At 67.6% G+C, this 11,932-nt stretch carries 11 protein-coding genes; 10 read left to right on the top strand and 1 reads right to left on the bottom strand.

The window, feature by feature from the left end; genetic code table 11:
- Positions 1-21 precede the first annotated feature (21 nt).
- Together GRX01_RS06430 and GRX01_RS06425 are read left to right on the top strand one after the other, a co-directional pair.
- Positions 22-1,338, top strand: a complete 1,317-nt coding sequence (locus tag GRX01_RS06430; protein ID WP_159664654.1) for a hypothetical protein — start codon at positions 22-24, stop codon at positions 1,336-1,338.
- Between the two features lie 86 nt (positions 1,339-1,424).
- Positions 1,425-2,357, top strand: coding sequence for a DUF7504 family protein (locus tag GRX01_RS06425; RefSeq protein WP_159664652.1), 933 nt, complete (start codon positions 1,425-1,427; stop codon positions 2,355-2,357).
- Positions 2,358-2,375: 18 nt separating this feature from the next.
- Here GRX01_RS06425 and GRX01_RS06420 read toward each other — a convergent pair whose 3' ends face one another.
- Positions 2,376-2,975 carry a DUF7344 domain-containing protein gene (locus tag GRX01_RS06420; protein WP_159664650.1) on the bottom strand — a complete coding sequence of 200 codons (600 nt, stop codon included), beginning with the start codon at positions 2,973-2,975 and terminating at the stop codon, positions 2,376-2,378.
- A 320-nt stretch (positions 2,976-3,295) separates the two neighbouring features.
- Between GRX01_RS06420 and GRX01_RS06415 the strand changes: the two genes are divergently transcribed.
- The 8 genes from GRX01_RS06415 to GRX01_RS06380 all read left to right on the top strand — a co-directional run bounded on the left by GRX01_RS06415 (position 3,296) and on the right by GRX01_RS06380 (position 11,931).
- A complete protein-coding gene (locus GRX01_RS06415; RefSeq protein ID WP_159664648.1) occupies positions 3,296-3,787 on the top strand; it encodes a hypothetical protein in 492 nt (163 codons plus the stop codon).
- 543 nt (positions 3,788-4,330) lie between these two features.
- On the top strand, positions 4,331-4,738 hold the full coding sequence (locus GRX01_RS06410) for a hypothetical protein (protein WP_159664646.1): 408 nt from the start codon (positions 4,331-4,333) through the stop codon (positions 4,736-4,738).
- 323 nt (positions 4,739-5,061) lie between these two features.
- Complete coding sequence (locus tag GRX01_RS06405; protein ID WP_159664644.1) at positions 5,062-7,194, top strand: PKD domain-containing protein; 2,133 nt, start codon at positions 5,062-5,064, stop codon at positions 7,192-7,194.
- 157 nt (positions 7,195-7,351) lie between these two features.
- Positions 7,352-8,371, top strand: coding sequence for a DUF5305 family protein (locus tag GRX01_RS06400; protein ID WP_159664642.1), 1,020 nt, complete (start codon positions 7,352-7,354; stop codon positions 8,369-8,371).
- A 52-nt stretch (positions 8,372-8,423) separates the two neighbouring features.
- The gene (locus GRX01_RS06395; protein ID WP_159664639.1) at positions 8,424-9,686 is read left to right on the top strand and encodes an HAD family hydrolase; all 1,263 of its coding nucleotides are present in this window, start codon (positions 8,424-8,426) and stop codon (positions 9,684-9,686) included.
- Positions 9,687-9,798: 112 nt separating this feature from the next.
- Positions 9,799-10,242 (top strand): hypothetical protein, encoded by a 444-nt coding sequence (locus GRX01_RS06390; RefSeq protein WP_159664637.1) that lies wholly within the window; start codon positions 9,799-9,801, stop codon positions 10,240-10,242.
- Between the two features lie 79 nt (positions 10,243-10,321).
- Positions 10,322-11,224: an arginase gene (rocF, locus tag GRX01_RS06385; RefSeq protein WP_159664635.1), complete on the top strand. Its 903-nt coding sequence runs from the start codon at positions 10,322-10,324 to the stop codon at positions 11,222-11,224.
- A gap of 41 nt (positions 11,225-11,265) precedes the next feature.
- Positions 11,266-11,931, top strand: coding sequence for a SprT-like domain-containing protein (locus tag GRX01_RS06380; RefSeq protein WP_159664633.1), 666 nt, complete (start codon positions 11,266-11,268; stop codon positions 11,929-11,931).
- Position 11,932: the final 1 nt, after the last annotated feature.

Here is an 11,932-nt window from a genome sequence, read left to right as displayed (position 1 = left end):
GATTTGTCCCTATAGGTTGAAATGAGTGGGAACGGGGATCCGGACCGGGGAAGTCAGCCCGGCCGGATCGACGAGAAGGCGCTCGGCTCGTGGGTCCGGGAGGTCGCCGACGAAACGGGGACGACCGAGCGGGAGGTCCTCGATCGGATGCTCTCCGCCTACTGGCTGATCGACGAGTTCGAGAACCCCTCCCGCGACGCGGGCCGCGATCGGCCCGAGCCGCTCGGCGAGGGACGCGACCGACCCGACCCCGACGCCGAGTTGCTTCCTCACGTGGTTTCGACGCTCGGGAGCGACGATCCTGACCCGTCGAAACCGGACGGGGACCGGCAGGGGGGTCCCGACCCTGAGCTGGCGCAGATCTCCGCGAAGATCGACCGTATCGCCGAGTTGCTCGACGATGGGGTGGACGACGAGTCGGACGAGGAGCGGATCGACGCCGAGTTCGAGGCGCTCGACGACCGACTGGACGCGCTCGACGATCGAACCGAGGCGCTGGCCGACACGGTCGACCGCCTTCGGAACCGTGTCGAGGAGCTGGACAGCGAGACGCCGGACGCGGGCGCCGTCGAACGGCTTCAGGACGCCGTTCCGGAGGTCGCCCGCGAGGTACAGCGTCTCCGCGAGGACCACGACACGCTCCGTTCGGAGATCTCCGAGGACTTCGGCCACGTCGAACGTATCCTTCGCCACCTCCTCGACCGGACCGACGACCTCGAACGGTCCCTCGAACGGGTCCGCAGTCGTGGAGATCGCCGGGAGCGGAGCCGCGTGGACGAACGGCTCACGGAGCTGAAGCGGACCGCGAGCGCCGCGGGCGTTCGCTCGGCCGAGTGCGACGAGTGCGGCGGCTCGGTCGACCTCGGCGTCCTCCCGGAGTCCCGCTGTCCGCACTGCGGCGCCGAGTTCCGCTCGCTGGAACCGAAGTCGTGGCTGTTCGGTACGAACACCCTCTCGGTCCGAGCGTCCCGGGACCCGGGCCGCCGCGAGCCGCTCGATCCGGAGCGAGGGAACCCCGTCGAGGCCGGGGAGAGCGCCGGGCCGACCGACGGGTCGACGAGGACGGACCGACCTGACGATCCACAGGCGATCGACGAGGGAGACGGCACCGTCGAGTCGGACGAACGGACGGCGGAGGCGAGCGAGAGCCGTTCGGGGATGGCGAGCGAGATCGACCTGAGCGACGACATTCGTGCCGGCGGGAACGGGAACCCCGACGCCGACGGAGGTCGGGGCGACGCCGAGGACGGGACGGAGACGAGGCCCGGAACGGACGCCGATGCGGCCGAGGACGACGACGGGGAGGCGGCCGGGGAGGGCTTCGACTGGGAGCGATAACGCCTCCGGCCCACGGGCACTCCGAGGCGACCGATGTCGGTCGCCGGGCCGCGGGAGCGGTCACAGACTATCAGCGTGGGACTACCGTGGACGACGAGACTACAGCCGACGAGGAGGACGAACGAGGCGACGAGCGGCCGCGCAGTTCGCTCGCCGAGCTCGCGGACCGCATCGCCGGCGGCGACGCCGCGGGCGAGCGGGCCGACGGAGACCCGGACGGAGAACCGCGGGATCGAACGGAAGCGGAGCCGGACGAGGGGAACGGGGACGACGGGGTCGGACTGGACCTGTCCCTGTCCGACTCCTCGTCCCACGAGTCGAGCGCCGACGGACCGGCCGGCTCCGGTGACGCCGGCGACCTGTTCTCGTGGGAGGGGCTCTCCTCGGACCTCTCGGCGTCGGACGAGCGCCCCCGCGCGGACGAGGTGCTGTCGGAAGCCCGGAACGTGTTGCTCGTCGACTCGGGGACGGACTCCTCGCCGGACCCCTGCTTCGAGTGTCTCGCCCGGGCTCCCTCCCGCGAGTTGAGTGTCGTCGTCGTCACGTTCGAGGACACCGCGAGCGACTGGCTCGCCGACTGGCGGACACGGTACGGCGACCTCCCGGAGGAGGTGGCGTTCATCCGGATCGGAGGGTACACCCGGGACCGCAGAACCGAGACGATCTCGACCGAACGGGGGCGGACGCGGGTCGTGCGGACCGGCGTCACGAGCCCCACGGACCTCACCCGGCTCGGCATCTCGATCAGCCGGCGGCTCGGCGAGGCGGAGGACCACGATCTCACCCCCGTCCTGTGTTTCGACTCGATCACGGAACTGTTGGAGTACGTCGACGTGGAACGGCTGTTCCGGTTTCTCACCACGCTGACGAGCCGGGTTCGGACCATCGGCGGGTCCGCCCACTACCACGCCGACGCGGCGTCGAGCGACGAGGAGACGCTCCGGACGCTCCGGCAGGTGTTCGACGACACGTTGGACGTCACGGACACCGACGGCCTTCGACCCTCGCGGGACCCGTGAGCCGCGGTCCCGGCCCCCTCACGCCCCGCTTTCGCTCAGGTTCACGTCCGGCGGCGGCCCCTCGTCGCCGAGACGCATCTGGCGGCTGGAGTACAGCTGCGCGAACGCCGACAGCGCGAAGCTCGCCAGCACGACCGCCCCCCACGCCAGGTCCGGCACCGCGTCGAACGGGCGGACCTCCAGCCACGCCAGCGCGAGCACGAGCGCGTTCGCCGCCGACAGCCCCGCGTAGTAGAGGCTCCACGGGACGCTCTCCTTCGGGACGACCTCGAGGTAGATGTCGACCGCGCGCATCCGGTCGGAGAGCCTGACCGTCCCGGCGTCGCTGTCGTACTCGACGATCCCCTCGCCGTCGAGCGTGTCGAGGTGCGACTGGTACAGCGAGACGTACACCCGTTTCCGCTCTTGTGAGGTGATCTCGCTTGGCCGCTTGTCGTTCTCCCACGCGGCGACGCGCTCGGCGAGGTCCTGCACGCTCACCGGCTCCTCGCGCTGCTTGAGGTAGTGGATGGTGTACCGGCGGCGACGGTTCGAGAGCACCGAGTAGAGGGTGTCCTCCGACAGATCGTCCTCGGCGGTCTCGCTCTCGTCGACGTGATCAGTTTCTTCGATCGACATCCTCGGGAACCCGATACCTGAATCGGCTTACACGATACAGTCGTTGTCTCTGAATTAAGTGTTCTCCTTGCGTTCGGCGACGGTGTCGGGGATCGAAGATCGTGCGGGCCAGTAGCCGTTGAGGCAACGCCCTCGATTTCGGCCGAGTAGGCGGGCCTACTCGCATGTTGCCGAATAGTAACGCCGGCTACCGTCTCGGTAGGTCGGGGATACAAAGGGGGAATGGGTGCATTACTGGAGTAAGCCCCGACGGGTTCCGTGGTGGGATTCGACGGGCGACCAAGCGATTCACAGATCGCACACACGAGGTACACAACAACATGAGACCCAAAGGAAAGCTGTTCGCGCTGCTCGCAGTCTTCGCCGCCATCGGGCTGGTGACTGCGTCCGGCGCTTTCACGACTGTGCAGGCGGATCGGACGGCGACTGTTACTGTGAATGGCGACAATAATGCACTGATTAGTATATCTACGCCAGCTGACGCTCCAGCTGGTGTCAATGTGAGTAATACCGGTGGGGAAGCGGTCATCAATCTCGGCAACGCCTCAACGGGGCTGAACAGTAACGCCACGACAATTCTGTCACCAGTCGCGAATATCACTAACAATGGAAATGAGGACGTCACAGTGACTGTCAGCGTTAGCAGTTCCAATGGATTGAACAGCGCAAGCGCGGTGAACGCGAGCTCGACCGATCTCGGTCCCGGTGATACCACCCAATTTGGTTTGGAACTTGACGTCCCGGGAGGTAGTGTTGGTCAGTCGTTCGATCTCGTGATTGAGATCGATGCTAACGATACTGACGATTCATAAACATAGCGCGCGACACCACTAGGCATTTTTAATATACTCTATTTGTCACTTTCTACCGCGTCCGCGATAACTCATATACCTATTGCCTTTTGAATAGCGCGTAGCGCCCATTCTGACGAAAAGGGAGGCTACGGGTTAATATCAGATTAGAATATCTGCGGGAATCCTGGATCAAATGCGATCACGCAATTTATATAAATATGTTTAGTTTAGAAAAATTGCGATAAGAATATATGAGGATATAATATAGTACATTATATACTAAGATTAAATAATAAATTTATATAATATATTTAAGTAACATAATTTTGAGAACTATGAGAATTGCCTCTCTTCTCGGTAGGACTTCCATACTATGTTGTCACCCACTCAATAGAATAGTAAGCGCCGAGGAGCAAACAGCGAAGTCAACCCGATCAGGCGTACAAGGAGCAAATTGATAATGAGACCCAAAGGAAAGCTGTTCGCGCTGCTCGTAGTGTTCGCCACCATCGGGCTGGTGACTGCTACCGGTGCGTTCACGACTGTGCAGGCGGACCGGACGTGAACGTACAAGTCAGCGGAGACAGTTCCGCACTGCTCGTCATCGACGAGTCCAGCAACGCGCCGTCAGTCGTCGGATCATCCGGCGGCTCCAGTGGCGAAATCAGCTTCCCGATCGGGAGTTCCACCGGGCTGAACGAGAACGCGACCACGGTGCTGACACCCATCGTCAACGTGACCAACAACGGGAACGAAGCCGTCAACCTGACCGTCCCGGCCACCAGTGACAACGGAAGTGTGACCGTGGTGGTTGTCGATCCGACCGACGTCACGTTCGGCAACGCGGTGCTCACGCAGGGGCAGAACCAGGAGTTCGGCCTCCGTCTGATCTTGGACGACAGCTTCAGCGACAGAGACAGCTTCACGATCACGCTGGAGATCAACACCGAGGACGACGACGGATCGTAATCCACGGCGTCTGATCCGTGACCGTCGGATCCAGAATCGGCCTGCGCGTTGAGTCGGTGAGTGGGACCTTCCCGGACTTCACCGTCTTCGTGGAGGCCAGCAACTAAGCTGGTCCCCGAGATCCAGTCCCCGATTCGATCTTCCTTTCGCGATCTCTCCCGGTTCCCGTCTCGAAATCGGCGTAGTAGACGGGCCTACTCATGCGCCCAGGATTAGTAACGAGCGCTACCGCACGAGTAGGTCGCGCATACAAAGACCATAGAGCCGTATGGCACAATCACAGTAGAACCCGGTCGCCAACTGACCACACCACATCTCTCACAATGAACCGCGCCGCACTCGTCATCGGTCTCGTCGTCATCACCCTGCTCGGGCTCATCGTCCCGACGGGTGCCGTGGTGGTCGACGGCTCCTCCGACGACGTGTTCTCCGACGAGGGCGTGACGCTCCGGCCCGCCGAGGGGCCGAACGGCGACTACGCCAACATCGACGATCAGGGCAACCTCACCGTGGACATCACCGATCCCGGGGTCAATGACGAGGCGCTCACCGTGGTTCAGGACGTGTTCGTCATGGAGAACACCGGCTCGGAGAACCGGACGGTGTGGATCAGCCACGACGCGAACGACTCCGTCACCCTCTACCGGACGATCGAGGGGGGACTCGTCAACGAGTTCAGCGTCGGGCAGCGGGCCATCGACGGCACCGGGGGCGCGGTCACGCTCTCTCCGGGCGAGCAGATCAGCGTCTCCATCGCCGTCAACACCCGCGGGAGCGGCACCGCCGCGGGCGACACCGTCCTCCGGACGCTCACGCTGAAGACCCGGATCAACGAGACGCAAGCGGGCGGCGCCGGCGGCGGGTCGGGCGGGTCGGGCGGGTCGGGCGGCTCGGGGAGCACGGGGTCGGCCCCGAGTTCGGACGACGGGAACGAGACCGGCGGCGCCGACGACGGCACCATCGGGGACGTCCCCGTCGGCGCCGACGACGTGGCCGTCGAGGACGACGACGGCACCGCGATCGACGCGTCCGCCGAGGACGTCGACCCGGCGAGCCTGAACGACAGCGGCGCGTCCGAGGACGACCGCCCGACGGCGGTCATCAGCGACCGGAACACGTTCGGTGGCCTCGACGAGAACGACCAGCCCAACGCGTCCGCGACCGACGTCGTCGCGGAGGTGGACGAGACGGTGGAACTCACCGGGTCGGAGTCGCTCGTCGAAACCACTCGGGAGGTCGACCGGAACGAGCGGATCGTGAAGGCGATGAACATCACCGTCCCGCGGCAGCTCGAGAACCGCCCCGCGACGGTGAGCATGCGGGTCGAGAAGGACCGCCTCGTCGACACCGCCCCGGAGGACGCCCGGATCGGACGGCTCACCTCGCGCGGGTGGCAGCTCCTCGAGACGACCGTCGTCTCCGAGACGGACGACTCGGTCCTCCTGCGGGCGCGGACGCCGGGCTTCAGCACGTTCGCGGTGTTCCAGAGTCCCGACGTCACCTACACGTGGACGCTCCCGGACGGCACGACCGTGGAGGGCGACAACGTCAGGACGGCGTTCGACGAGCCCGGGATCTACACCGTCTCGCTGACCGTGACGGACACCGACGGCGACAGCGACTCGACGACCCGCCGGATCGTCGTCAACGACGAGCCCGTCGTCACCATCGACCGCCCGCAGAACGTCACGCCCGGGGAGGAGGTCACGCTCACGGCGAACGTGACCGACGAGGTGGGCAACGCCACCGTCCGGTGGGAACTCCCCGACGGGTCGACGGCGACCGGACGGACGGTGAACTACACGTTCACCGAGGGGGCGTGGACGGTCCGCGCCGTCGCCGAGGACGAGTACGGCGCCACCGGAAGCGACGAGGCGGCGATCGTCGTCGGCGGCGCCGCTCGCGGCGGCGGCGGGGACGGGGGGACGATGGTCGGCGAGGGGTTCCCCGTGCTGGAGTGGCTCGTCGTCCTCACGCTCGCGCTGGCGGCGTTCAGCGTACTCGCGTACTACCAGTTGCCTGCGGCCATCCCCTCGCCGGCGCCGCTGGTGGGGCGGCTGTGGCGGTGGATACTCGCCGACCAGCGCCGCCGCCCCGACGTGATCGTCTGTGCGGACGTATCCTGGGACGCCGACCGGAACCTGTTCCGGATCGGTCGCCTGGAGATCGAGGCGCTCGGGGCGGGCCTCGACCGGGTGGAGCTCGACATCACCGACGAGGCCGGCGAGACGCTCGGGCGCAAACGGATCGACGTCGGGGACGTCTACGAGTACGAGTCCGCGCCGGAGCTGGTTCCCGGCTTCGCCGATCGCCCCGTCCGGCCGCACGCGGAGTTCACCGTCCGCGTCCGGGCGGTCGACGACCGAAACGCCGAGGACGTCGTCAGCCGCGTCGTCGTACCCTCCCCGGACTCGGCCGCCGACGGGAGCGTCGGGCTCGGCCAGGTGGCCGACTGACGGGGGACGGGAGGACCGGCCGTCGCCGCCCCGCGACGTGATGCAAAAACGATATGCTGTCCGAAGGAGTGGGGCTTGACGAATGGTGCCGCCCTCCGACGACCGACGCTCGCCGACCACGCTGCCGACCGTTCCGGCGGGAGGAGGGCACGTGTAGATGTCCGCCGGAGACCAACTCAAGCTCCAGCTCGCCCGCAACGGCCCGATCATCGCGGCCGTGCTCGTCGTCGTCGGTGCGGCCTCGCTCGCCGGCGCCGGCTACGTGTACCTGACGCCGCCGACCGAGCAGGTGACCGAGGAGACGAACCGACAGCAAGTGGCGACGAGCGTCGACACCACCGCCGTCGTCACCGGCAACGAGACGCTGTACGACCGCGGGACGCGGCTCCGGAACATGCCGGTGTACTTCACGTCCGCGAGCCCGGACCTCACGTTCCACGTCGAGGCCTCGGTCCCCGGCGACCGGGAGGTCACCGTCGAACATCGACTGCAGGTCGTCGTCAGGGGGACGCGTGCCGATCAGGTGTTCTACGAGAACAGCACCGTGCTCTCGGGCGGACGGACGACGGTCTCGGACGGGAACTACACGCGGAACGCGACGCTGAACGTCTCGCGGTTCCGATCGCAGGTCGCCACCGTGCAGTCCGCCGCACCTATCGGGACGTTCCGCGTGCTCGTCGTCCTCGAGGTCTCGTACAACACCACCGACTACACGGGCGATCTAAACACCAGCGCGCCGCTCGTGATCACCGGCGGCGCCTACTGGGTGGACGGCGACATCGCGGACAGCAGAACGCACAGCAGGACCGTCACCACCCGGGAGGTCGGCTCCCCGAACATGGGGCTCGTCGGTCTCCTCGGAGTCGTCGGGCTCCTCCTGCTCGTCGCCGGCGTGCTCGTCCGCCGGGCGCCCGAACTGGTGGACGTGACCGCCATCGAGACGGAGGTCGCCCGCGACCGCTACGACGAGTGGATCTCCAACGGCGAGATCCCGACGAAACGCGAGAAGGAGTACGTCCGGACCGACTCGCTGGAGGACCTCGTCGACATCGCGATCGACTCCAGCAAGCGCGTGATCCACGACCGCGAGCTGGAGGTGTACGCGGTCATCGAGGGCGACCTCGTCTACTTCTTCTCGCCGAACGAGGACGTGATCGGCGACTGGCTCGACGTGTGAGCCGTTCCCTCGAGAGCGAGCGTTCTTTTTGTCGAGCCGCCGTTGCGACGGTATGGACCGATACGACCGTCTCTACGATCTATACGCGGAGTTCGACACCGAGACCCTCCGCGCGTATCGGGAGTTCGTCGACCTGTTCCCGCCGCTGGACTCCCGCGTCGCGCTCGACAGTTGGGACGACGCGAACGCCGACCTCGCCGAGCGCCGGGGACGGATCGAGCGCGCCTTCGGAGAGGAGGGCGACGCGCTCGCGGAGGTGGCGGCCATCGCGGATCGCGAGTCGGCGTTCACCGCGCTCGACCTCCTCGGGAAGCACGGCCGGGCCCCGAACGCGCTCGTGCTCGACGTGGACGAGACGCTGCGCTCGGCCGGCGACACGGACAACGAGATCCCCCGCGAGACGCTCCACCTGCTCACCGAGTTCGCCGAGCGCGGCGTTCCCCTCGTGATCTGCACGGGTCAGACGCTGGAGAACGTGAAGGGGTTCCTGATCCAGGGGCTGGGCAACGAGCTGGTCCACTCGGGGGACGTGTCGGTCGTCTACGAGGCCGGCGCGGGCGTGTTCACGCCGGGGAGCGGTGCCGACACCAAGCGGCTCCTGTACGACGGGCTGGACGACGACGTGCGGGGCGTCGTCGACCGCGTCCGCGACGGCGTGCTCACGGAGGCGCCCGAGCGCGTCCGCCGGGGCTGTCACCTGCAGGGCAACGAGTTCAACGTCACGCTCAAGCCCAACTACGAGACCGGCAGCGACGACGCCGAGGCCGTCATCGACGAGGCGATGGTCCACCTGCTCGACCTCGTCGGCGTCGCCGCGGGCGAGCGGCTCGACCTCGACGACGGTTCGGCGGCCGCGCGGGCGCACTACGCGGCCGAGGACCCCGAGATCGCGGGTGCCATCGACCGAGCGGGCGCGAGCGCCGAGGCGACCGTGCCGGACGCCGCGGCGGCGCTGTTCGACCGGCTCGAGGTCGCGCTGTACCGCGCCGACGCCGCCGAACTCGCCGCCGCGGAGCTCCACAAGGCCGCCGGCGTCGAGGCGTCGCTGGACGTGCTCGGCGTCGACGACCCGTTCGTCTGCGTGATGGGCGACTCGAAGTCCGACCTCCGCGTGATGGAGTGGGCCGAGGAGACCGGCTCGGGCGTCGCGGCCGCGCCCGAGCACTCCTCACGGAACGTGTTGGACCACGTCCGGGCGACCGACGACCTGGTGTTCGCTCCGGGCGCCGCCGCCGACGTGCTTCGGACGGTGTACGCGTGGTGTGCGCTGGCGGATATGGACGACACGGCGCAGGCGATGAACGACGCGGCGTAGACGACCGGGTGGACCGCGAGGAAAGACGCCCGGGACCGCGCTCTCGACACACGTTCGATCGTACACAATTTCGATAACAAAACCTAACAGAGACAACCGTGAAGAAGTGACTATGGGATTCGAGAAGTTCGACGAGTCCGGGGCGGGGCGAGGACGGCCGGCCGGAACGGAGCCGATGATCTCGCTGCGGAAGTCCGCGAGCATCGGCGTGAACAGGCCGGCCCTCGAGGAGTACTTCGGCGACGACGAGGGGGCCGTGATGTACTACGACGAGGACGAGAACCGCGTCGGGATCGAGCCGGTCCCGGACACGGACGCCGACGAGGCCGCCTACACCGTCTCCGTCACCGACTCCGGCGGGACGATCGCGCCCAAGGCGTTCCTCGAACGCTACGACCTGGTTCCGGAGGTGACGACCCAGTTCGATCCGGAGTGGGCCGACGACGACGAACGGTCGCTGATCGCCCTCCCGCTGGATTCCCCGTCGGGGACGTACGGCTCCGCTGACGACGCCGACGACGGAGCGGACGACGCTGACGACGCCGACGAGGAGTGACCGTCCGCTCCGACCCGGTCGCCGGATCGGTCGGGGCGGAACCAGCCGTTTGAAGCCCCCCGCGGACGCCCGTGATCGCATGACCGTTCGCATCATCGGCGCGCCGACCGACTACGGGCAGGACCGTCGCGGGGTCGACATGGGCCCGTCCGCCATCCGGTACGCCGGCCTCTCGGACGCGCTCGCGTCCGCGGGCGTCGACGCCGTCGACGCGGGCGACCTCACGGTTCCCCGCGCCGAGGAGCGCGACCCGGACGCCCGACAGCCGAGCCAGGGGAACGCGAAGTTCCTGGAGGAGATCGAGGGTGTCACGACCGCCCTCTCCGGGGACGTCGCTGACAGCGTCGCCGCCGGGGAGACGCCGCTCGTGCTCGGCGGCGACCACTCGGTCGCGATCGGATCGCTCCGCGGCAGCGCGCGCGACGCCGAGATCGGCGCCGTTTGGTTCGACGCTCACGGCGACTACAACACGCCGACGACGTCGCCCTCCGGCAACGTCCACGGGATGCCGCTCTCGGCCGCGCTCGGCCACGCCGAGTGGGACGGCGTCGACTGGGCGAACGCGCCCGGCCTCCGGGAGGAGAACGTCGCGTACGTCGGTCTGCGCGCGCTCGACGACAGCGAGCGCGAGGCGATCCGCGCCTCCGAGATGACCGCCTATACCATGTCCGACATCGACGAGCGGGGGGTCACCGACGTGGTCGAGGCGGCGCTGTCGGTCGCGCGCGACGGCGTCGACGGCGTCCACGTCAGCCTCGACATGGACTGGCTCGACCCGACGATCGCCCCCGGCGTCGGCACGCCCGTCCGCGGCGGCGTCACCTACCGCGAGGCCCACCACGCGATGGAACTCGTCGCCGAGGCGGACGCCCTCCGCTCGATGGAGGTCGTCGAGGTGAACCCGGTCCTCGACGAGTCGAACGAGACGGCCTCGCTCGCGACCGAACTCGTCGCCAGCGCGTTCGGAAAGCGCATTCTCTGAGGCGACCGCTCCGTCCCCACCCGCGGTCCCTCCCCGACAGATTGACGGTCCGCTCGGATCCACCCTCTCGCATCCGCTGGAGCGACGTCTCGACCGACGCCGACCTCCTCGCCTACAGTCGCGACTACGCCGAGTCGGCGGTCGCGACGTACGACTACCGCCTCCCGTCGCTGTCAGTCGTCGCCGACTGGGCCGTCTCCGGCCGGGCCAAGCGCCGCGCGGCGGTCGTGAAACATCCGAGGGTTCCCGACGCCAGCGTCGGCGAGCGACTCGATTGGGACGCCGTCCGCCGCGAACACGGCGACCGGCTCCCGGGATCGGACTCACGGTTCGGGTCCCTCCGCGAGTGTCACCTCGTCTGTTCGCGCCGCGCGGCCGACGCCTACGACGAGGCGGAGTGGCGCCGGGTGCTCCGACACGAACTCGTTCACGTCGAGCAGTTCGCGCGGTTCGGGGCCACCGGCCACGGTGCGTGGTTCCGTCGGCGAGCGGAGACGGTGAACGCCGACCGGCACTGCCCGACCTTCCATCGCGGGCGCTACCTGATCCGGTGTCGGGACTGTGGGGAGGTCGTCGCGGATCGGTGCCGTCGCTGTCGAACGACGCGGCTCGCGGGACTGTCGAGGCGGAAACAGCGCGAGCGACTGGGGCCGACCGACTGCTGTGGAGCGTTCTACGAACTGGAGGACACGCGGGCGGAGGAGTGAC

The sequence above is a fragment of the Halobaculum saliterrae genome, assembly GCF_009831625.1.
GTDB lineage: Archaea > Halobacteriota > Halobacteria > Halobacteriales > Haloferacaceae > Halobaculum > Halobaculum saliterrae.
The sequence above is the reverse complement of the archived record's forward strand: the minus strand, read 5'-3'. Positions and strand labels throughout refer to the sequence as shown.

What these genes read in the sequence shown, in the direction of transcription:
- GRX01_RS06430 (WP_159664654.1), top strand. Translation starts at nt 22, where the DNA reads ATGAGTGGGAACGGGGATCCGGACCGGGGAAGTCAGCCCGGCCGGATC.
- GRX01_RS06420 (WP_159664650.1), bottom strand. Translation starts at nt 2,975, where the DNA reads ATGTCGATCGAAGAAACTGATCACGTCGACGAGAGCGAGACCGCCGAG.
- GRX01_RS06415 (WP_159664648.1), top strand. Translation starts at nt 3,296, where the DNA reads ATGAGACCCAAAGGAAAGCTGTTCGCGCTGCTCGCAGTCTTCGCCGCC.
- GRX01_RS06405 (WP_159664644.1), top strand. Translation starts at nt 5,062, where the DNA reads ATGAACCGCGCCGCACTCGTCATCGGTCTCGTCGTCATCACCCTGCTC.
- GRX01_RS06400 (WP_159664642.1), top strand. Translation starts at nt 7,352, where the DNA reads ATGTCCGCCGGAGACCAACTCAAGCTCCAGCTCGCCCGCAACGGCCCG.
- GRX01_RS06395 (WP_159664639.1), top strand. Translation starts at nt 8,424, where the DNA reads ATGGACCGATACGACCGTCTCTACGATCTATACGCGGAGTTCGACACC.
- GRX01_RS06390 (WP_159664637.1), top strand. Translation starts at nt 9,799, where the DNA reads ATGGGATTCGAGAAGTTCGACGAGTCCGGGGCGGGGCGAGGACGGCCG.
- rocF (WP_159664635.1), top strand. Translation starts at nt 10,322, where the DNA reads ATGACCGTTCGCATCATCGGCGCGCCGACCGACTACGGGCAGGACCGT.